The organism is Kamptonema formosum PCC 6407, from assembly GCF_000332155.1.
GTDB classification, from domain to species: Bacteria; Cyanobacteriota; Cyanobacteriia; order Cyanobacteriales; family Microcoleaceae; genus Kamptonema; species Kamptonema formosum.
The window spans coordinates 14,310-35,009 of the sequence record NZ_KB235906.1 but is presented as its reverse complement, the minus strand read 5'-3'; the positions used below and the strand labels follow the sequence as shown (position 1 = coordinate 35,009).

The window sequence follows — 20,700 nt, the reverse complement described above, 5'->3', positions numbered from 1 at the left end:
TTAAACCAAATGAATTTATTGATAATTGTCAATTATCAATTGTCCATTGGTAACCAATCGCCAGTATTTTTAATAATGAGGAAATCCTAATTTATGCCCTATAATCAATTTCTCAAATCATTCTTACTCGGCCCAAAAGGGTTAAGCCCAAAATTTGCTAAACTTTTGACAGCAAATGTGGAACAAGTATCTCTGTTAAGGCGAACATTGCTACCTATTTTGAGGGACAGAACCGTAACAAATAGACCAAAATTAAGCGACTTTCCCGAACTTCGTACATTTCGCCAAATACTGGCTGACATTGAGGGTTTGCCTGCCCCAAAACCGGGCTTTTTTGATGGAGCAGTTGTGAAAGAAGCCGATTATGCCCAACAGGCGACTTCTAGACTGATTAGTCGCTTGACAGAGCCTAAAGTTTTGAGTTTAGAAGAAACATTTAATCACCTTTTAACCTCTAAAACAAGGCTGACTACAGGCTCAAATAATACTCTTGAACAAGCCTTAAAAAATGCCGAAGCGTTTCGTAACACTTTAGGAATAGAAGAATTCGTTCACACCTACTTAGCAATGGATATGAGTTGGTGGTTGTCAGGGGATAAAGTTTTAAGCTTGGTTGGTAAGAATATTGTCCTTGAGACGGCACTCATTCCAGCCCAAGCAATTGTCAATGAAGCCAGACTGGTAAACCCTTCCCTCGAATTAGCTATAGATGTAACCCATTCCTATGGCAATATGCCCAGAGCTTCTGCACTAAATGTACATGAGGCCATGTCTATTAGTGAGGTAAGAAGCATCTTTCTTGCACCACTTGCTACACCAGAAAATATCTTGCCCTTACTTGAAGCGAAGAATGGATTCAAAGGTCGTATTTCCATTGTCAGACCAGAATTCGATCCTTTAGAAGAACTAGCTTTATCTCTTCAAGAAATTACGCTGGGCGTGAATTATGACCTCCTACCAACCGATGTGAGATTAAACATAGGAAGTCACAAGCTCGTTGATATTAGTAAGGAACTTAAAGCCACTTTAGACAAAAATAAGCTAGACCTAGGTCAGTTTATCGATCGAAACTATACCAGTCGTCCAGGAGAAGTAACCTATAGCACCAATTCAGATGGCACTCTAGACAAGATTGTCACACCCAGAACTGGCGAACAATATTCTCAAGAGGCGTGGCGCAAGCAATACGCTCAGCTGCTCGAACAGCAGAAATCAGATATTCTTAATCAGTTACAAAGTCAAGCAAAGCAATTAGAGGCATTGACTGAAATAGCAGGTATGGGGAGTAAGGTTGAAAGTCTCGCTACATCTCTAGCAGATATTAAAAACTCCTTAGATAGTTCAGAGCCGACAACCCTCTATGATATCGTTACTCACGCCAATAACGACATAGCTAATCTTACTATTAACATTAGTAATACGATCGCACAGGCTGAATCGAGTGCATCTTCAGATTGGAAATTAAATATGGAATCTCTAACCCAAGAAGTTAGAGATATTGAAGAAAAAATAGAAGCCAACAAAGACGAGATAAAAGAGTTGGAAAGCGGAGCCTATGAACCAGAAGAGGGATAAGTAGGAATAAGTTAGGTGTCGTAACATTTCAATTAAATTTAAAGGAGTAGATCATGACAGGACATCCAGTTCACATCGATAATCAATACAATCAGCCATTAGATATTTACACTTACCAAGTTCCCACAGGAGCTTCTGCTTCCAATCCAGATACACTATATCCGATCTATACTAAAGTAGGTTCAGTTGCGGCCAATTCCAAACAGGACTATACACCAACCGAACCTTTAGTCTATTTGTCCTTTGCCAGACAGTCCGACGGATTTCCCCTAGCTTCAGTAGTTTCCAATATTCTTGGAGACACAAATGTTACTATTTCCCAAGACGACGAGACTAAAGCAGAGGCAGCACTAGCTTTTTACAAATCCTATAAAGCCAATCCCTATAGCCCAAACTCTTTAGATATCAATGAAATAATTATCGATAATCAGAATTTAGTCAATCAAAAGGATTTACTAGATCAATGGTTTTCAGAGAATAAAGTTGGATTTGATTACTTGAAATTTTCCGGGGTGACACACTGGGCAGAAAATGATGGTCGTGCTTGGGTAGGCACCTATTATTGTTATAATCCTGAAGCACCTCAACCATTTATTCCCTTAGTTTTACCAAAGACAAAGAGTGGCGAAATAGTTTTTGCCAGTAATGGAAGTGTTAAGTACAATCCAATTACAGGATTCGATTCAAATACTGGCTCCCCAATTTATGGCACAGTAGTAGATTTAACCTACGCCAAAGGAAGCCTCACGGATAGTGGAGCATCAGATACTTCTGGCATAAAACTGCAAGCAGTTCTGCAAAATATGGAACTTCATGATGGTGATGACGGTACTATAGAACTGTTTTTTACAGGGAAGATCGATGGCGATGATGTTATCGTACAGCCCTATGAAGTTCCCAAAATAGCTTGGTGGATGGCGGTCTATGATTTAGCCTATCTATCTTATACGGGTGTCAACTTAGTGATGATCGGTCATACCGTTATTGCCCTAGGGAAGAATATTCCAGATATTTTTAATGCTCTTCAGACTGGTGGAAAAGCTGTCATTGATGCAGTCAAGAGCGATTTAAGTAAGGTTTCCGATTGGCTCTCAGAGAAATTTACCAGCGCAGAAGGGGATGCCGGAGACCTTGTTAATGTTGATATCGATACCGATGTTGACACTGATGTTGATACCGATGTTGATACCGATGTTGATGTTGATGTTGATGTTGATGTTGATATTGATGTTGATATTGATGTTGATATTGATGTACCGTTTGTTGTGGTCGATATCGATGTCGATATTGATGTTGATATTGATACAGATATTGATACGGTAGTTGATAACGTAGTTGATACTGTCATTGATATTGACACTGACATTGATACGGATATCAATATCGATGGTTCAGCACTAATAGGCTTGGTTAAAAATGTTGGAAAGGCTTTATGGGAAGAGAAGGGTGCGATCTTTAAATTTATTTTGAAGAATGCTGCCGTGATGGGTGCAATGACTGGAGCGCAAAAGCTTCTAGAGTTGTGGTACAAGAAGAGCGAGCAGGATTATTCCGATCTAGCACCACAACAGGCATCACCTTTGGGACTGCTGATGAATTATATGGAGAATCCTGCCAATTCAATTGAAGAGAGATGGACTACATTTTCCTATTATGTTCACCAAGGAGCTTCTGTAAACGAACAAAATATGGTGGTAGCTGGTCTTCTCTCCTTGAAAAACGATCGAGAGGATGCAGCACAACAAGCATGGCGTTGGTCAACCAGCGATGAACTTGATGCAGTAAATGCTATGGCGACTTACTCCTCTCAAGCAGATTGGCCAAAAGCTTACACAACTCTGGGTGATTACAAGTATCAAGGAAAGGAGCTTCCACTGAAAGTTGGTGCGGCGGTTGCTTTAAAATTCATTGCAAAAATTAGTTAGTTTGGAGTAATAAATGGCTACGAATCAAAGCAAATATCCTACCTATGAAGAGCATCAAAAGGCTTGGGAAGAACTAGCTAAAGGTATTGCCTCGATCAGAGATGAAGTCAGAGAAGTGGATTCGTGCGAAATACTCCCTTGTTCAAAAAAAGGTGAGTTAATAATAATTGGCTCCGGTATTGAGACAATCGGAATTTCATTAGGCGACCAAAAACTGATTGAAGCTGCCGACAAAGTTCTCTTTTGTGTTGCCGATCCGGCAACAATTGTTTGGCTTAAGCGTTTAAGACCAGATGCCTTAGATTTATATGTTTTGTATGGAGAAAATAAAGTCAGGTACACAACTTATATGCAAATGACAGAAGCCCAACTCTACTGGGTTAGACAAGGGCTTAAAGTTGTTGTCGTTTTCTACGGGCATCCAGGTATTTTTGTCTTGTCCACTCATAGAGCGATAAAAATAGCTCGTCGGGAAGGCTATAAAGCTGTGATGAAGGCAGGTGTTTGTGCTCTTGATACTTTATGTGCAGATATAGGAATAGATCCTTGTCATCCTGGTTTACAGACTCATGAGGCTACAGATGCCTTAGTGAGACAAAGAAATCTCGATACTAGTCTCCATGTAGTTCTTTGGCAAGTAGGGTTAATCGGAGAACTAGGATTCCGCAGACAAGGCTATTTAAATAATGATTTTTCCTATTTTATTAGTTGGTTGCAAAATATCTATGGGGAAGAGTACAAGGTTACTCATTATATTGGCTCAAGGTATCCAACAATTCCGCCCCTGATCGAGATTTATCATCTCAACGAGATGCACGATCCCGAAACTCAGCTTAAGATCACAGGACTTTCTACATTCTACATTCCGCCTCGAGATGCGATCGCTTCCAATGTAAATGTTGTTAGAGATTTGGGCTTGCTGCGTAAAGGTCAAACTCTAATTAAGCCGAAAAACCCCTTGCGAGAAATAGGACTTTACAGTTCAAAAGAAATGAAAGCCTTTGATGCTTTTGAAAACTTTAGGATTCCCGCATCTTATAGGTGGCAACCAGAGACAGAAGCCAGTAAGTTTTTAATTGAGCTTCGTTTTGATACGGAATTGCAAGAGCTTTATGAAAAAGAGCCGATTAAAGCACTTGACAATCCCAGATTTTCTGCCCTTTCAGATAAAGAAAGAGGAATGCTCGCCACTAGAGACTCGGGGGCAATACAAGTTGCCTGCAAAGGAGGATATCTTCGTTCAAAAGAAACAGAGAAATTTATTACTGAACTTTTAACGAAAAGGACTTCCTCAAGCTCACTTCTTAAAAAAATTGGCTCTTTGAACAAAGAGGAGGCTAGGGAACAACTTAACCTCTGGCTGAAAGAGAGAGGACATCAAATAGATTGGTCTTTCCTTAACAAATCGATCGATTATCTCAATCGCAACAATCTATTTCCTTGGACAGGCGTATTCTTAGAACCTCTTAAAGAGATCGTTGTCACAATTATCGGAAATCAGGGTCGAAGAGCAAGTAGCATTATTTACATCAATGATATTCGGATCAAAAAATTTGTTTTTAATAACGGAATCATTAAGTGGAACGCTAAATCGGGAAATCCTTACAACGGGTTTTTAAGACTAGATATAACCCCAAAAGGCAACCGAAGAATTATCGGAAAACTTTGGACGAATGATGACTTAATTCCCGCTAAGAATAACTTCACGGCTCAGGAGATCGATCCTAAGAGAAAAGAATTTTTGCCCTTGGCTAATCAGCTATATAACACTTCAGATTTGTCGCAAATATTTGGGGAATATGCAATAAGAACAACTGGTCGGTTTTCTGAGGCAATTAATAAGTTTATTATTTCAGAAAAAGGATTGTTAGTGAACAGCAAACAAGTGTCGTTGTTTTCTTTTGAAAAAGGTCAACTCTCTTGGCAGGGTGGTGATAAAGATTGTTATTCTGGAAAAGTAACCCTCTTAATCGACCCGATTATTAAATCGATCGAGTTTTTTGGCGAGTCCAAATCCGCCGAAGAAGATGAGTCCTCTAAGTGTTATGGTTCTTCTATTTACAAAGAAAAATCAGACTACTTTGGACCAAAAATACCGGAATGGGCATCTGCTTATTTAGCAGCTATTGTTCAGTCAAATAGTAGCAAAGGGGGACTTCTACTTTGGCATAAGTGGGAAAAACATAACTATACCAGCATGGTTGTTAATAAAATTCTTTCTAGATTAGGCTAGGAGGCATTTCTCATGAATTCTTCAGATCTGATTCAACATTTATCCCTTGTCAATCAAGTATCTGACTTGGTTAACAAAACTTTAGCATCAACAGATCGATCTATTGGAGTTTAGACTAAGCAGGCCAAAAAGTGCGATCGCTTGTGAGACTAGCGACCGTTGACCTTCAAGGAGACTTGGAGCAACAACAGAAAAAAACTGTCTATAGTTTTAACAGACTTTAACTACAGAATAATATTTCTTTTGTTTATTGTACCGCATTACAGCAGGAACCGCTGTATAATGATAAGGAAAAGAGACTTTCTGGCTCTCTTTCTCTGCAAAAATCCATCGGTGGTAAAGTCTTACAATCAAAAAAAAATTTAGTATTAGTGACAAACTATTAGTGATAAAGCTATGCTCAAATACTCTCAAGTCATTGCTTACGATCCGGACAAGTATCCATTTAATAAATTGCTTTGTGCTTATGTATTTAAGGTTCCTCAAATAAATAAACTGCACATTTATTTGTCTAAGAAAATTGGCTCTACTCAGATTTCTTATCAAGATAATATCAAGCTAAGAAAACTGATGCAACAACTCCCAGATCAATCTTTGTTTTATCAGGTTTATCATAAATGGGTTGCGGAAGTTCTTGCTCCCAAGTATGGCTTTAAGGTTAGCTATTCGGCTCATCCAAAGATGAGAGTACATTTAGCAGGGACGGGGAGCGTTAGTGAATTTCATCGAGATGCTAATATTACTAAAAGAGAAGATCAGATCAATTGTTATTTACCTTTTACAGATGTCTTTGATACTAATACTGTATGGTGTGAAACAGATTACGGTAAAAAAAACTACCAGCCAATAAATTTAAAATATGGAGAAGCTTTTATTTGGGATGGAGGATATTTGGAACATGGAACTGTTAAAAATGAAACGGATTTTACTAGGATTAGCTGTGATTTCAGGTTTAAGTATCTTGAGCCAGAATTGGTGAAACTGCCTTGGTCAGATATTTTGTTAGGAAGACCAGATAATTTGGAATCTCTTGGCAAGTAATTACAGCAAATTGCAACCAAATGTGGGTCTTGGCAACTTTTGGTGATCGGGGGTAAATGAGCAGTCGATGCTGTTGGCGAAGTCAAAAAATGCTTGTGTTTGGGTAAGTCAATTCAGCGATGAAACGATTGATAGCTTGAAGGGCCACTTTCTATCCAGTAGCTTGCTTACCTAACTTTAGTTCCCACAAAGTGCGATCGCGTAAAGCATAAGAGTGCTTCTGGTTGGGGTATGAGGGGAGTTGGGCTTTGAGGACGATGCTCCTCGTCCGTCGTATTACACGGAGGAGGGGATTGTTCTTTCCATGTATTACATGGTAAATTGAGTGTTTCATCCCGTGTAATACCTGGAAGGATAGCGTCCCGCACAATCTGTTCTAAATAGTCAGCCCTGGTTAAGCCGTTGCATTCGGCAACAATACCAGCCTTCCAGGTTTCTATCGGTTAGTCTCAGGGAGCGAACTAAACGATAGTCGTCGTTTTTGAGCGCAAATTTACCCTGAATATCCCGTTTCATCTTGGTTAACACCATGTATTACAACGATAGTATAGAAATGATTTTGATTCTACGGTGTAATACATGGGAGAGAGAAAAACGAAATATCCCAAAGCGCAGCGGCACTAAAAAATTGGGGAGCCATAGCCAGAATTATCCCCCAACCGTGTATTACATGGTAAAAGGAAATGTCAGTTGATCGCTTTATTTGTGAACTGACTAACCTCACATAGGTCTTGCACTGAATTCGCCAACAGTGTCGGTTGCTCATTTCACCCCGCGTGCGGGTGGAAATTCACGACGATCATTTTTTGCCAGATGCCCTGGATACGGAATGGTTGCCATTCGTGAGCAGTTGGGGATGGTTGATTTTAACGAAGGACGATCGGATTGGGCGTAATATTTTAGAGCAAATAGCGATCGCTAATTCGGGCGCGAAAGTATTTGTGTTAGCGACAGGGAATTTGACAGGTGAAGAAATGGCGACTATTTTTGTGGAAGCGCGGGCTAAAATGGAGCGTTTCGCTCAAGGCAACCAACCCCCATTTATTGCCAAGGTTGACAAGCGGGGATCTGTAAGGATTTGGAAAAATCTTGACGTTGTTGTTGAAACTGGTGCAGCAGATCGTTGAAAGTCAACAACCTAATTGTCAATAAAGCTGTCACAATCGCTGCGCTCTGTTTTCAGGTAAATCCGCCTCCACACTTTATCTATCAGGATTTCAGAAGGGTTGTCACCCCCTAAAGTTAATGAGAAAGCCAAAAGCCGAAAGCCTTCCTTGACCAAGAAGACTAAGGATTCAGCACTTGCCAATATGCACTAATACTGTAATACTATTACTCTATAATTTAATTATTTAATTATGCTAAAAGTGGCTGTATTCAACCTTAAGGGGGGAACCTGCAAATCCACAACTGTCCTCAACTTGGGCGCTGCCCTGGCGCTGTCTAACCCACATTCCGCAGATGTGGCTGGGATTTTTTTATTAGTTGTGAAAGCTGGGAGCCAATATGCTTTTGGATTGAACTTATGGGGTTTTAGCGTTACAGGAGCCTGTAAAATTTACCTAGATTAAGTAAGTTGAAAGAATTGACTTTTTCTAATATATTCATGTCGCTATATTTATCACTTCAACTCATCTTTTTAACAAAGTCAACTCATGCCAAGAGCAAATTGTCTTGACTCATAAATGAAGATTATTTACAAATATTTATACCTTAATATCAATCATCATCCACTTGAAAATATTAAATAGTATTGACAGCAATACTGCCCTAAATGCTTTAATACATCTTGACGGTCTTGGGTTAAATTGCTGACTTGCTTCTCTCCATTTATCGACACTAAATGCACCGCTTGAAACATCTGAAATATCCAGCGCATCGTCGGCTTATTTGTTAATTTCTTCACCTGATTTTTCACCCCCTCATTGCTAGCTTCTAATTGTTGTCTCAATTTCCTTTGAGCTAGGTTATAAACTAACAAGCACAGTCCCATTATCATTCCAATTGCTTCCACTCGCTCCGGCTTTTTCACAAATACGCTTGACGTAAAAAATAACGGATCTTTGATAAATCTAAATCCTCTCTCGTTACTTTGCTGCGCTTTGTACTCCGATAATACCTGTTGATTGCTCACTGTTTTAGTATCTAAGATATTCGTGGCTAATATAAATCTCCCGGCTTTGACTTTTTCCGCTTCTATTACTGATTTTCTGGTTTCTATTTTACCTGTAACTTGATAAACTGTTGTCTTGGTCTGGCTTGATATTTTCGGCTTAATTGTCGTTTTTTTGACTGGCTTTTCTCGGTATTCAATTTCTGCAATCTGGTGATATTTCCAAGAATCTGATAACCTTTTTATTGCTATCTCTGCATCGGTAATACAAGCAAACTCTTGCCCCGATAGCTTACGCACTGAGGCTTTGGCTGATTCTAACTGTTTCTCTACTTGCTTGGCTATTGTTTTAATTGCTGCTTGTTTTCTGATTTCACTCTCTATCACTAGCCATCTTTGCTTGATGTTAGCATACTCACTTGATATCGCTGCTATTTTATACCCCTTTATTTGATTTGGCTCCCAGGCATTATCTTTTATATCCCAGATTTTATTTTGAGCTTCTTTGATACTTAATGGCACTCTGGTTATCCATTTCATTCCTGCCATCGCTGACAAATTAGGAGCTGTGTATAAGGCACTGTCTGCTACACATATACCGTCAAATGTCCACTGATTTTGAAATTCTTTCAGTCTCTCTACAAATACACTTTTATCGTCCCAGCTTGATAATATTTGTCTAATGCTCTGCCTATCCTGTCATCGTTTAATTGTTCAGGCGTTACTCCTTCTCCAATTAGATGTTCTGTTGCTTTTCCTACAAAAAATGTATCGAATAGGTATATTGGGGCGCTCAAAAACCCCAATCCGTTCAAAATCATCGCTTTCATTACTTGTCCTGGGCTGAGGGTTTCTTTGGTTCTTAATCCCACTTTTTTGTTGACTTCTTCTACCAATTCCATCTCATCTATTATTCCTGCTACTATTCCCAAATGGTCTAAATTTACAATATTTATCGCTTCTGAGGGCTTTTTCATAGTTTTTAGAGTTGGGTTAGTGGTGGAAATTATTATATCCTAAAAAAGCCTAAAATGATTGCATAGCAATCACTTTAGGCGTTATTTATTCCGAATCTATCCTCTATTAACGCAACTTAAATATCTGCGGAATGTGGGCTACACCAATATCCCCGAAAACATCGTCGCTGCTGAGGCGATCGCCTCTCAGAAGTCGTTACTCGATTACGCGCCCAAGTCCCCCGCGACGAAGGCTTATCAGAGCTTAGCCAAAGAATGCCAAAAATTATGGAGGTTAAAATGAAGCGAGACAAGATGAATGGAATGGTCAGCCTTTCTCAGTTCTCTGCCTTTAACTCTTCCGTACCTAGCGAAACTCAGGAGCCGGCTGCAACCGCAGACGCGCCCAAGGCTAAAGTTGCCAAAACTGGCTCATCTGCCAAAAAGTCGAAAGAAAAGCCAGTCAGCATGGTAATCGAGTTAACCCGCGATCAGCAGCAGTGGCTGTCGGAAACAGCTCAAACCATTCGGGACAACAATATCAACCCAGTCCCCGCAGGAGAGCGAGTCTTCCCCCGGCACTTGATTAGCGTGGCTGTAGACCTGCTTCATTGCAGCGATGTCGAGATCGATGGCGTGCTAACGGTAGAAGATTTGCGAAAAAAGCTGGGCTTGTGAGCAGAGCCCGTTTGTTGAACTCCTCAACCGAGCTGCCCGTTTAACCCATTTTATATTGTAATACTGTAATACTATCATGGTACTATTAAATAATTCTAATATAGTCTGATCTAGTAAGAATATAAGAGCCTCAAGTTGACTTGGACTCCTGGCAGTCGGGACTGCTGGAGGAAGGTGTAGGAAGGGGCGATCGCGCAGTTCTATGAGGCCCAAAAATAGCGAAGGCTTCGACGGTGAGAGCAGCGGCTCGTGTAAGCTCGCCGAACACCGAATCGCGCTCAGTCATACGCTGACATCCGCAGCAAAGTAGCAATTCAAACTCTTACCAGGTAAGGCGTTGCGGGTTTATCTTGCACTTTCTCAAATAATACTCGGCTTAATTCAGGGGAAATTCTCTCAAACGCCCACAATTCAAGGGTTTTTTTGCAAAAACCACGAATCAAACCAAATCAAAAATCAAATGAAGGATTTAAGTTACTACTTTGCGGTTAGTGACAGCACAACTTCGCTGATACAGTTATTAATGAAGAGAAAGTTTTTTTCTATGACTATAATATTGACCGACCCCGAACAGTGGTGCGATGCTTACGATCTGACCGCTGTCAAACAGAGATATGAAATGCTCATGGAGGTATTCGACCAACCACTATCTCCCCAGTTAATTCAGGACGTGGATTTGGGAACAATACTGGTGGAAATGCGCGATGAGTTAGATAGCAACAATCTAATTGAGCTTTTCCTAGCTTTCGTTACTAAGTTTCAACAGCAGCAACCACAGTTGTATCAGGAAGAATATCCCTATTTCGACAATCTTTTAGTAGAGTATTATCTGTTTCGCAACGATCTCGCTCAGGTACGCACTTCCCTAACTCGATCTATAGCAGATTCGGTGTCAGGAATAGACTTTGTACTCGATGTTTTAGCACAACTGAAATTTTATGGTACTACAGAAATAGCAGTAGATTTGTGCCGTGCTACCTATCATAATGTACAGAAATCGCCCCAAGTATTGGGCGGTACTGAAACAGAACTAGCCGATACTGTTTTGATGAGCTTAATTGAGCAAGCTTACCAACAACTTAAAAACGGTGTCCCATTTGATGGGGAAAACTTGCGGACTACAGCTACTGAATATTATAGTCAAAACACCAGTGAATTTGAACAGGAAATTCTGGGAAACTTGACCGCAGTTATAGAGAAAAATCAAGATTTTACAAATTGATTTAAAGCGGAACTTTGAAAAAGATTTACGCACTCTGTCAATGGCTTTTTCTGTCTATATGATCGAACAAAAGCAGGTAAATTTCATCACCAGTCAAACTATCTGGACAGTAGTGTTTGATTTTCTTGAAGACCGAAATTTACCTCGAAAGAATTTAACCAATCCCGATAAATATTTTGCATTTAACCAGCAAGCTTTAGATAAATATATAGGAAAGTTATTCGGTGGATTGGTTTCGGTGCGACAAGCTGAAGCAGTAGGAATTCTATGGGGAATTCCTTATGTTTACGATTTTTTGTTTAACAAACGGGCGATTGGAGAGAAAGTATACCAGCAAGCAATAGCAATAACAACAGCATTAAAAATAAGTTTAATTCAGGTGATGGAACGAAGTTTATGGAAATACGATTTCGTGCATCGCTGGCAACCCCCCGACAGCATATCTACCGCAGATTTTGCGGCTGAAGCCGAGATATTTGCTGCTAGTATTAACAATGTCAAACCTTTAAGTGAAGAACCTGGTGAAGGAACAATCGAGTCTTTCTACAGCCAGTTATCTTCTGAACTAGATAATACATTGCTAAAGCAACCAGCCTCCACACCTAAACAACGCAAAAATCCCTTGCAAGAAGCAGCAGAATTGTACGATCAGGAGCTTAAAAAGTTAAAGAAAAAGAATCAGAAGTAAAAGTTTTGTAAAGTAGCCAAGTATTTATGCTTCACCTCACAGTGAAGCGTCTCAAGATCGTACCTGGTCGTCGTGAGGGGTCGAGCATAGCCCACCAACTTCTTCACAGTCACAACATCTAACCCAGCATCGAGGCGGTAATCGCAAAACCAAACATCCGGCTCCAATCGTGGGGTGAGAAAGACTCCAGCACCGCCAGATCCTTCTTTTTGTTTAAAAACTACAATAAGTGATTAAAGTGTTTTTTATGACCAGTATGGTGTAGAAATGGCACTTCTGTCAGCGGAAAAAACGGATACTGCTACTGACCAATTGCTGAATATGTGGTTGCATGGCAAAAGCAAGCGCACTCAGAGTTATTACCGCCTGTATGCCCAGCGCTTCCTGGAGTTTGCGGGTAAGCCTCTGTTATTGGTCACACTGGCAGAAGTCCAAGGGTTTGCGACTTCCTTGGAACAGAACAACCTGTCAGCTTCAACTCAGCGCACCATTATGGCGGCCGTCAAATCCCTGCTCTCGTTTGGAACCAAAATTGAAATTTTGCCCCGCAATGTGGGAGCGCCCCTCCCGCTTCCGAAAGCTCCTGATACCCTATCGGAACGGCTGCTGTCAGAAATAGAAGTGCTGACAATGATAGATTTGGAATCAAATTTGAGAAATAAACTAATTATAAAAACGCTTTATTATGGGGGATTTAGAGTGTCAGAGTTATGCGCTTTGAAGTGGAAGCACTTATCGATTCGCAACAATAAAGGGCAAATCACAGTGACGGGAAAAGGTATTAAAACCAGGACGGTACTCATCCCAGCTTCTCTGTGGGTAGAATTGCAAAGGTTGCGGGGCGATTCAGGGGAGAACGAGCCGGTGTTTCGCTCTCAAAAGCACAGCCACGACGGGCAAGGACACTTGCAGAGAGAGTGGGTACACAAGATTGTTCAAGCCGCCGCCAAACCTGCGAAAATTACTGGTAAAGTTTCACCCCACACCCTCCGCCACGCTCATGCTTCTCACGCCTTGGAGCGGGGTGCAAAAATTCACTTAGTCAGTGAAACATTGGGTCATTCCAGCATTGCCATTACCAGCCGCTACCTCCACGCTCAACCTGATGATAGTTCAGGACTATACTTGCCATAGCCAGTAGGAGGCGTTGCTGAGAGAGTCGCGTGCTAGATTGGTTGAGCGTCATTTGGAAACTTAGAAAGAGTAAATGCTCAACCGAATTGGAGAGCAACAACCGGAAACCTTGAAACTGCTCTCACCGGTGCCACTGGCATTGCATCCAGTAGCGGTGTACCTCAACAGTTTGGGAAGCGATCGCTCGAAGGCAACGTTTGATTTTGAATTGGTCACAATTGCCCTCGGAAGGTCGCTACACTTAACTATCTCTGAAAAATTGCACTAATGCCAACTGAAGACAATCATTCAACATCCTCTAGCGAACCCACAGAACCCACTCAGAAACACAATCCCTTTGCTCTCTCTTATGAGTTAAGTTTAAATATAATAGAAGGAGTTGAGTTAATTACCAATCAACTTATCTTAGGACAGAATGTAACTCTCGATTTATTTGGCGGTAAAATTTCTCAGATTCCCGAAGCTATCAACGTTGACTTGATTGCTGAGTCAGGAGTTAAAGCATCAATTGCTGAATTTTTACCCAAATTACCTAAACAGAGTATAGACCAAATTATAGTTAGTAATCCCCAGGCATATTTTCTTGAATATGCAGCACCCGTACTAAAAATAGGAGGTCGTCTTTATATCAATTCCACTAAAAGAAATCCTTTTGGCAAACTCCCAAGTGTCGAAATCATTGAGCAACTGGGATTAAAAGTTTTACAAGAAAATGCGCCACTAGATACCAGATTTATTAACCAAAAATTTACCAGGGAAACGCCTAGAAATGATGGCACTTTAGAAATTCCATTATCCAGCTTAAAAACAACTATTTTGGAAAAAATAAAATGACTATAATTAGCAATCATTTTGACCTACTATATTTTACCAATTGTAACTTAGAGCCACCTTTAATTCGTGATTCAAAAATTGTCATTCCCACCCGTCAACTAGGGTTACTACCAGGTCATCCACTTAATCCCCAAAATGAAATATTTTTCCTATCCAAATCTTACCTAATTTTCGATGAAGTGAAATCATCGGTACGTCAGCTAACTGGATATGTAGAAGAACCTCCTGGTTCTAATCGTTTTCAACCTTTGGAAGAAAACTCTACAACAGTCATAGATGATGATTTTCCCGATGTTGGTAAAACTGTAAGTTTATTTGGATTAGAAGGTGCTTTTGAGAACCCGTTAGAATGGGTTGATTGGGAAATTGAAAGTGCATCATTTTATCTAATGGAACATCCATCCGATGACTGGGAATTTACAGAGTTGTGGATAGATGCAAGGAATTTTCCTCTAAAAGTTATGCTTTTGGTTCGAGATAAGCAAGGAATTAGCTGTGTTTACGATCCATCTCAAAACAATCGGCTAGTTTTTTTGAGTTTCACCTATGAAGAGGCGAAGTTATGGTTAGAAAAACAATATAAACTTGTGCCACAGCGTTTTCCCAAGGAGGTATGTGTATAAGCTGCACATGATGTGTTATATGTCAATATATTGGACGGGCAAAATCGCTGGAAAGGTGAATATTTAGTTAGTCATAACTTACCTCAAATCCCGATCGTGTTTTAGTAATCAAAAACCGCCCCAAGTATTAATCAATCAAAGTAGTGACAGACTGGTACAATCATAAATTACGATAAGATGTGGAGAACGTAGGTAAAAAGTGGTGCAAAAAACAGCTATTACTGATGTTATTAAAACATTTGCGGATGTGGAAAGTCGCTTTAATTTGAGGCGGACGGAAGATGAGCGATTTTTTACGGAATGGTATGAGAGTTTGCCAGAGATTACTGATGCAGAAAAAGAATCTCTAGATTTAATTAGACGGCGGTATCTTTATCATTTAGCAGGTGGGAGTCTGACTGAGGGGACAGTGACGCTGCTAATGGGTTCGCCTTTATTAGAAAAAGCAGGTTTTTATGACTCTCCTTTTAAAATGCGGGGGGAGGCATCGGTTGAGATTATGTTGGATGAAGATGAAGATGATGCAGAAAATTTGCGGGGTCGAATTGATGTTTTAGTAGTGCAAAATCGGTTTTGGGTGACGCTGTTGGAGTCAAAACGGACGACGATTTCGGTAATGTCAGCAGTGCCGCAAACGCTGGCGTATATGATGGCAAATCCCAATCAGGATCGACCGGGGTTTGGCATGGTGACAAATGGGAATGAGATTATATTTGTGAAGTTATCTCAGCAGGATATAATTCAGTATGATGTTTCAGATATTTTTTCACCCGTACCTTTACGCAATCGTCTATATGATGTTTTGAGGATTTTAAAGCATATTGGTCAAGTTATTGCAGAAGGATAGACTGCGATCGCAGTTTCTGAAGTGTATTTTTGTAACGGTCGATCCTAACCACTCCTCCAACACATCGAAATCAGCTAGACAATTCGGCTCCATAACGCTCCCAAAATCCCGATGCCCTCAAAATAGGAATTTGCTGAAACTCTCCCAGCACCAGTAAATCTTCATCTCCCGAAACAATTACCTCCACTGGAACAGACAGCGCTGCCTCTAAAATTTTTTTATCCTTCGCATCTCTTAATTCAGGAATGTCAGCCAGCAGTATTGGCTCACAAAACTGTGTCATTCGCCTTACTTCTGAAAGCAGATAATTCACTGTTATCTCTAATTTTTGGAGACGCAGTTGCAGCTTAGGATAACCTAAAGTCTGTTCTAGTTCCTGAAACAAAGATAAAGACGTATAAACAGTAATCTTTTCCAGTGCAGCAAGCTGAATGACCTTTTTAGGATTTCCACCCCAAAGCAAGCCATAAATCTAGATATTCGTATCCAATAAAACTTTCATCCCTTCACATCCGCTGTCTAACTTCCTTCACTATTGCCGTAATTTCCTGCATTGAAGGCTGTTCCGGGTCATCCCCAAGCTGCTCTATTCTTTGCCATAAATTCGATAATCCTTTGAGCTTTTGAATCTTCTTCAAAACAATCGTATCCTCTTCTTGCCAAAGAATATATTCATCCCCTGGTTGTAGACTTTCCCGGACGGATGGTGGCAAATTTAACTGCCCTTCTGTTGTTACCTGAATTACTAAAGGTGGCACAGTCATTTCCCTATCTCCTGCAAAATCACGAAATTCAACCAAGTTTTTCTAATTCTAAACTAACACACATCTAAATTGTTATTTTGGGAGCATTAACAATATGCAGTCAGGGCTGGGACGTGCAAAACTTTCCGGCGCAACAGCTTATGAAGCGCAGGTAAGATTTAAAATCGTTGCTAGACAAAGAGCTAGAAAATCGTTGAGCTAGAAAATCGGTGCTAGACAAAGAGCTAGACAGGATTCTAATAAATTAGATTCTGTCGGAACTTAAGGGCATTATCTCTTTCTATTTGAGCAACGAAGCCCTTAATTTGTATGGGTTGTAGCTCCTTAAGTGCTCAATTGCAGTTCGCTCAAGTGAACGATTTCAGTAATTTTTTGAGCAACATCGCGGACTTCAGCAAACCATCCCAAAATAGCTTGCACTAGCTTCTTACGACTGTTGTGTACGACAACTTGCTTCTCCCGAAAAGGCAGTACAGATGGCACTACCTCCGAGTTGAATTTAACCACCTCTTTCAAATCACTCAACAGCACCTCTACAGGTTCTTTCCAACCACGCGGCACTCCATTTAAGTCCCACACCGACGCATTCATAGCACTAGGCCGCATCCTCGCTGCCGCTTGGGGGTCAATATACACCAATGCCCCCTGCTTCAACCACTGCTGCCCTACTTTAATAGGTTGACCTAAGTATTTGTAAACCTTGTGAGGGACAGCATTCGCAGCAATGCTATCAATATGAGCTTGCTGTAAAAGATTAAGGGCTTGATATGCTTTGCCGACATTAGTAATGCCATGCTGCTTATTCAAAGTTTTGAGTTCCGTTAAAGACTGACACGCCACTATCAAAGCCTTGAGTTCTTCCAATGTCGGGGGGTAAGGCTTGGAAGAATCGGAATTTCCGATCGCTTCCGACTGAAATTCCGACACCTCAATGCTGGCTGAAATCCCCTCTAGCTCTAGCTTTGAAGCCTCTACACCTTCCTCATTCCGATTATTCCGACAATTTAAAGAAGTAGTAGTTTCCTGGCTATTGCTAAAGTCGGCAACGTCCACCATATTTCCACCAGGTGTTGAGGGGAAGCTGGGAGTCAGATTTAGGGGTTCGTGGCTATTGCTAAAGTCAGCAACATCCACCTCTGCCATATCAACCTGAGAAGTTGTTTCCCCAGCATCCGAGATTAAGGACATATTTGGGGAAACATCCAGTTCTTTTGCTGACTCCGCTGAGAGTTGCAAGTTATTGTCCAGGTTATTAAGACTGCCTGTGCCCTCCAATGAGTTCTCTGAATCGAATTCAACACAGCCTGCGTTTTCCAATAAGGGTTCTGAGTTGAATTCAAAACTGCCCGCCAATTCAATTTTGCTCGCGTTTTCAAAATTGTCGGAATTGTCGGAATTTTCACTTCCATATCGCTGAGCGCTATGATTGGTAGCTGTTTCAGCAAATCGTGAATTGTCGGAATTCGATCGGAAACTTGTCGGAATTCCGACATCAGATTTTTTAACCGCCACTGCTTTTAGCTGCAAGCTTTTCCCTTCTCCACAAAGTTCAGCGTGTCCCATGTCCGCCAGAGTTTTAAAGTCCAAGCGGATTTGACTTAAGGTAGGTTTGCGCGCGACGTGGCGGAACACGGTATTTTGTACCTGCACTGGAGACACTTCTCCCTGCTTCCGTAAGGCGTATTCGTGGATTTGAAGCAGGCGGCCGGCGAGGGAACCGCCTTCATGGGTAGAGGACATCAGCACCCGAAACTGACCAATGTGGAATTTAGCTTGGGCAATTGCCCGTTCTAAAGTGTCGAGCCCCACGCGCTGGGGGTCTGTTTTCGGTTCAAACTTGAGTTCCAGACAGTGCAGCAGCAGCGCTAAGCGCAGTGTTTGACTGAGCATTTTGCCCAAGTAAGCGCTTAAAGCTGGGTTCTCTACTTCATACGCTTGCTGGTAGCGGCGTATAGATTCCCACCAGCGGTGCCATCGTTCTTCAGCATGGCAGTCAAAGTGCAGCATTACGGGTGGGTTCGATGCTTCCCAGGATGGGCGTATTGTGGCTTCATTGCTGCGGGAGATGCTACGGCGGATGTCTTTCAAGGCATTGGGCAGGTTTTTGAGGTGTTCGTAAACGCCAGTTAGCATAGAATCAAGCCCAACGACTGTATTAGACCAAATGGCAAAGTTGTCGGGTGTTTTTGGGATTGCCATCAGGAAGCGGCTGGCTAAGCCGTCCCCATCGTCGGGGTCGCTGCATAGGGTTTTGAATTTCTGGGTTTGAATTGCCCCAGTTAAGCTGATGGCAATGTCTTCGAGGATGACTGTGTTCTCGGAGTCCACTCGCTCGAATTCTTTGTCTAGGGGTGCGCCCCAAGCTTCTAGGAGAATTTGTCGGGTGTCGCCGCCGCCATCTTTATATTGATCCATTTTTAAGACGCGGACGAGTTCGTCAAAGACGAGGGCGCAGCCGGAGTGGGGCGCTAATTCGCTCATGCGTTTGAATGCGCCTTCTGGAGAACCGGCTTCAATCATCTCTTTGGCGGGAGGTGCTGGCATTTGAGATTCATAGACTGCGGGGTTCTGTGGACTGTTTAAGAGGGCTTCTTTCTCGGAGGGGTTTTTTTGCTTCCAGGCGTTTTCTAGCTGTTTAAGGTGCTGTTTGGCTTGTTTGTACTGGGTTCGTGCCAGTTTTTGCTGTCGTTTGATGGGTTTAAAGATGGTGCGCTGGGTTTGGCTTTTGCCGCTGGATGGGGGGGCGACGTTCATTGTCCAAAATATGGGAAATTCTACCCAGTCGTCTTCTGTTGTGTCTCCACTTTTGGCGACTATGCCGATGTTGCCGCCGAGTTTGGCCCCGCAAGCGCTTAGCAGGTAGGTTATGAGGTAGATGGGGTCGATGCGATCTGAGTCGGCTTTGGAGAGGAGGGCGCTGGCTAGGGCTTTGGGATATATGGATGGGATGTCTAGGTGTTCGGCTCGGTAAGTGAGCAGTTTGGACAGTTCGGTGGCATCGTCGGGGGCGGTGTTTTGCCGATTGAGTGAGAGTTCGATTTCTCTGGCAATTTTTTCGATGCCGCTGAGGGGGTGTCCGGTTGCGGCTCCAAGTTCGACTAGGGCGGCTAGTTGTCGGCCAGGTTCTAGGTTGCTGGTGACGATGTTATGGACTTGGGTGTATAGGTCGAATTCGGGTTCGGGTGGGGGTTGATTGTTGTTGTTGTTGCCATAGCCGTTGCCAGAGTTTCCGGGGTAGCCGTAGCTGTTGTCGCTACTGCCATTGCCAGAGTTTACGGTGTAGTCGTTGTCGCTACTACCATTGCCGTTGCGACTGCTATTGCTATTGCCATTACCGTTGCTAGAGTTTACGGTGTAGCCGTTATCGCGATCGCCATTGCCAGAGTTTCCGGCGTGGCTGTTGTTGCTGTTGCCATTACCGTGAATCGAGTTTCCGGTGTAGCCGCTATTGCCACCGCCATTGCCATGAATCGAGTTTCCGGTGTAGCCGCTATTGCCACCGCCACTGCCATTGCCATGAATCGAGTTTGCAGCGTGGTTGTTGTGGCGATCGCCATTGCCATTACCGCTATTACCATTGCCAGGAATCGAGTTTGCAGTGTAGCCGTTATCGCGATCGCCATTGCTATTGCTAATAATGCCATTACCACTGCCATGAATTGAGTTTGCAGTGTGGTTGTAGCCGTTATTACCGCTATTGTCAATACCGTTGTTGCCACTGTTGTAGCCGTTGTTGCCACTGCGATTGCCACCAATGCTGCGATCGCCATTGCCATTACCGCCATTACCATTGCCAGGAATCGCGTTTCCAGCGTGGTTGTTGTTACCATTGCCGTTGCGATTGTAACTTTGACGGATAGGGCCGGAAACTTTGTCAAAGGTTGGCGGCAGTTGCACTCTAGCTATATTTGCTAGGGTTTTGATGGCTGTTTTGAAGTCTACGCCATCCCGAAGCATGATGTAGTCGGCCCAACTGCCTGTGGCCCGGCAGCCATAGCAGAAAAATGTGGTTTTGTCGGCTGGAACGTTGAAGGATGGGGCTTGTTCGCGGATGGTGCACAAGGGAC

18 protein-coding genes and 1 pseudogene are annotated in these 20,700 nt (G+C 42.1%); 14 read left to right on the top strand and 5 right to left on the bottom strand.

Features of this window, described 5'->3' with window-relative positions; translation table 11 throughout:
• Positions 1 to 93: 93 nt before the first annotated feature.
• From OSCIL6407_RS0128435 to OSCIL6407_RS0128410, 5 genes are all read left to right on the top strand, one after another.
• On the top strand, positions 94 to 1,575 hold the full coding sequence (locus tag OSCIL6407_RS0128435; RefSeq protein ID WP_007357402.1) for a hypothetical protein: 1,482 nt from the start codon (positions 94 to 96) through the stop codon (positions 1,573 to 1,575).
• 53 nt (positions 1,576 to 1,628) lie between these two features.
• Entirely contained in the window at positions 1,629 to 3,500 is a 1,872-nt protein-coding gene (locus OSCIL6407_RS0128430; RefSeq protein ID WP_007357403.1) for a hypothetical protein, read from the top strand.
• 13 nt (positions 3,501 to 3,513) lie between these two features.
• Positions 3,514 to 5,733: an SAM-dependent methyltransferase gene (locus tag OSCIL6407_RS0128425; protein WP_007357404.1), complete on the top strand. Its 2,220-nt coding sequence runs from the start codon at positions 3,514 to 3,516 to the stop codon at positions 5,731 to 5,733.
• Between the two features lie 396 nt (positions 5,734 to 6,129).
• Positions 6,130 to 6,774 (top strand): hypothetical protein, encoded by a 645-nt coding sequence (locus OSCIL6407_RS0128415; protein ID WP_007357405.1) that lies wholly within the window; start codon positions 6,130 to 6,132, stop codon positions 6,772 to 6,774.
• A gap of 758 nt (positions 6,775 to 7,532) precedes the next feature.
• The gene (locus OSCIL6407_RS0128410; RefSeq protein ID WP_019487977.1) at positions 7,533 to 7,901 is read left to right on the top strand and encodes a PIN-like domain-containing protein; all 369 of its coding nucleotides are present in this window, start codon (positions 7,533 to 7,535) and stop codon (positions 7,899 to 7,901) included.
• Positions 7,902 to 8,500: 599 nt separating this feature from the next.
• Here OSCIL6407_RS0128410 and OSCIL6407_RS31400 read toward each other — a convergent pair.
• Positions 8,501 to 9,864, bottom strand: a pseudogene (locus OSCIL6407_RS31400) (IS1634 family transposase).
• A gap of 133 nt (positions 9,865 to 9,997) precedes the next feature.
• On the opposite strand from OSCIL6407_RS31400, the gene OSCIL6407_RS37400 reads away from it, so the two are divergent.
• The gene (locus OSCIL6407_RS37400) at positions 9,998 to 10,147 is read left to right on the top strand and encodes a ParA family protein (protein ID WP_155523439.1); all 150 of its coding nucleotides are present in this window, start codon (positions 9,998 to 10,000) and stop codon (positions 10,145 to 10,147) included.
• On the top strand, positions 10,144 to 10,521 hold the full coding sequence (locus OSCIL6407_RS0128390) for a hypothetical protein (RefSeq protein ID WP_148288964.1): 378 nt from the start codon (positions 10,144 to 10,146) through the stop codon (positions 10,519 to 10,521). The genes OSCIL6407_RS37400 and OSCIL6407_RS0128390 overlap by 4 nt, the downstream gene beginning before the upstream one ends.
• A 130-nt stretch (positions 10,522 to 10,651) precedes the next feature.
• Here the strand turns inward: OSCIL6407_RS0128390 and OSCIL6407_RS35695 are convergent, their stop codons facing one another.
• On the bottom strand, positions 10,652 to 10,807 hold the full coding sequence (locus OSCIL6407_RS35695; protein WP_155523438.1) for a hypothetical protein: 156 nt from the start codon (positions 10,805 to 10,807) through the stop codon (positions 10,652 to 10,654).
• Positions 10,808 to 11,065: 258 nt separating this feature from the next.
• Here OSCIL6407_RS35695 and OSCIL6407_RS0128385 point away from each other — a divergent pair, with 258 nt between their 5' ends.
• The 7 genes from OSCIL6407_RS0128385 (at position 11,066) to OSCIL6407_RS0128355 (ending at position 15,869) form a co-directional block, all read left to right on the top strand.
• Positions 11,066 to 11,743 carry a hypothetical protein gene (locus tag OSCIL6407_RS0128385; RefSeq protein WP_148288963.1) on the top strand — a complete coding sequence of 226 codons (678 nt, stop codon included), beginning with the start codon at positions 11,066 to 11,068 and terminating at the stop codon, positions 11,741 to 11,743.
• 40 nt (positions 11,744 to 11,783) lie between these two features.
• The gene (locus OSCIL6407_RS0128380; protein WP_019487973.1) at positions 11,784 to 12,431 is read left to right on the top strand and encodes a hypothetical protein; all 648 of its coding nucleotides are present in this window, start codon (positions 11,784 to 11,786) and stop codon (positions 12,429 to 12,431) included.
• A gap of 267 nt (positions 12,432 to 12,698) precedes the next feature.
• On the top strand, positions 12,699 to 13,565 hold the full coding sequence (locus OSCIL6407_RS0128375) for a tyrosine-type recombinase/integrase (protein ID WP_007353181.1): 867 nt from the start codon (positions 12,699 to 12,701) through the stop codon (positions 13,563 to 13,565).
• 73 nt (positions 13,566 to 13,638) lie between these two features.
• A complete protein-coding gene (locus tag OSCIL6407_RS36575; RefSeq protein ID WP_019487972.1) occupies positions 13,639 to 13,833 on the top strand; it encodes a hypothetical protein in 195 nt (64 codons plus the stop codon).
• Positions 13,833 to 14,399, top strand: coding sequence for a hypothetical protein (locus OSCIL6407_RS0128365; protein WP_007353182.1), 567 nt, complete (start codon positions 13,833 to 13,835; stop codon positions 14,397 to 14,399). The genes OSCIL6407_RS36575 and OSCIL6407_RS0128365 overlap by 1 nt, the downstream gene beginning before the upstream one ends.
• Complete coding sequence (locus OSCIL6407_RS31395; RefSeq protein ID WP_007353183.1) at positions 14,396 to 15,022, top strand: hypothetical protein; 627 nt, start codon at positions 14,396 to 14,398, stop codon at positions 15,020 to 15,022. Before OSCIL6407_RS0128365 ends, OSCIL6407_RS31395 begins: the two co-directional genes overlap by 4 nt.
• A gap of 202 nt (positions 15,023 to 15,224) precedes the next feature.
• Complete coding sequence (locus OSCIL6407_RS0128355) at positions 15,225 to 15,869, top strand: hypothetical protein (RefSeq protein WP_019487971.1); 645 nt, start codon at positions 15,225 to 15,227, stop codon at positions 15,867 to 15,869.
• Positions 15,870 to 15,939: 70 nt separating this feature from the next.
• On the opposite strand, the gene OSCIL6407_RS0128350 is transcribed toward OSCIL6407_RS0128355, so the two are convergent.
• From OSCIL6407_RS0128350 to OSCIL6407_RS31980, 3 genes are all read right to left on the bottom strand, one after another.
• Positions 15,940 to 16,332 carry a putative toxin-antitoxin system toxin component, PIN family gene (locus tag OSCIL6407_RS0128350; RefSeq protein WP_007353185.1) on the bottom strand — a complete coding sequence of 131 codons (393 nt, stop codon included), beginning with the start codon at positions 16,330 to 16,332 and terminating at the stop codon, positions 15,940 to 15,942.
• Between the two features lie 43 nt (positions 16,333 to 16,375).
• Complete coding sequence (locus OSCIL6407_RS0128345) at positions 16,376 to 16,633, bottom strand: hypothetical protein (RefSeq protein ID WP_007353186.1); 258 nt, start codon at positions 16,631 to 16,633, stop codon at positions 16,376 to 16,378.
• Positions 16,634 to 16,957: 324 nt separating this feature from the next.
• On the bottom strand, positions 16,958 to 20,700 hold a 3,743-nt coding region (locus tag OSCIL6407_RS31980), incomplete at its 5' end, for a DUF3987 domain-containing protein (RefSeq protein ID WP_051045192.1).

What these genes read in the sequence shown, in the direction of transcription:
- OSCIL6407_RS0128365 (WP_007353182.1), top strand. Translation starts at nt 13,833, where the DNA reads ATGCCAACTGAAGACAATCATTCAACATCCTCTAGCGAACCCACAGAA.
- OSCIL6407_RS0128430 (WP_007357403.1), top strand. Translation starts at nt 1,629, where the DNA reads ATGACAGGACATCCAGTTCACATCGATAATCAATACAATCAGCCATTA.
- OSCIL6407_RS0128380 (WP_019487973.1), top strand. Translation starts at nt 11,784, where the DNA reads ATGGCTTTTTCTGTCTATATGATCGAACAAAAGCAGGTAAATTTCATC.
- OSCIL6407_RS0128390 (WP_148288964.1), top strand. Translation starts at nt 10,144, where the DNA reads ATGAAGCGAGACAAGATGAATGGAATGGTCAGCCTTTCTCAGTTCTCT.
- OSCIL6407_RS0128415 (WP_007357405.1), top strand. Translation starts at nt 6,130, where the DNA reads ATGCTCAAATACTCTCAAGTCATTGCTTACGATCCGGACAAGTATCCA.
- OSCIL6407_RS35695 (WP_155523438.1), bottom strand. Translation starts at nt 10,807, where the DNA reads ATGACTGAGCGCGATTCGGTGTTCGGCGAGCTTACACGAGCCGCTGCT.
- OSCIL6407_RS0128425 (WP_007357404.1), top strand. Translation starts at nt 3,514, where the DNA reads ATGGCTACGAATCAAAGCAAATATCCTACCTATGAAGAGCATCAAAAG.
- OSCIL6407_RS0128435 (WP_007357402.1), top strand. Translation starts at nt 94, where the DNA reads ATGCCCTATAATCAATTTCTCAAATCATTCTTACTCGGCCCAAAAGGG.
- OSCIL6407_RS0128375 (WP_007353181.1), top strand. Translation starts at nt 12,699, where the DNA reads ATGGCACTTCTGTCAGCGGAAAAAACGGATACTGCTACTGACCAATTG.
- OSCIL6407_RS36575 (WP_019487972.1), top strand. Translation starts at nt 13,639, where the DNA reads ATGCTCAACCGAATTGGAGAGCAACAACCGGAAACCTTGAAACTGCTC.
- OSCIL6407_RS0128385 (WP_148288963.1), top strand. Translation starts at nt 11,066, where the DNA reads ATGACTATAATATTGACCGACCCCGAACAGTGGTGCGATGCTTACGAT.
- OSCIL6407_RS31395 (WP_007353183.1), top strand. Translation starts at nt 14,396, where the DNA reads ATGACTATAATTAGCAATCATTTTGACCTACTATATTTTACCAATTGT.
- OSCIL6407_RS0128345 (WP_007353186.1), bottom strand. Translation starts at nt 16,633, where the DNA reads ATGACTGTGCCACCTTTAGTAATTCAGGTAACAACAGAAGGGCAGTTA.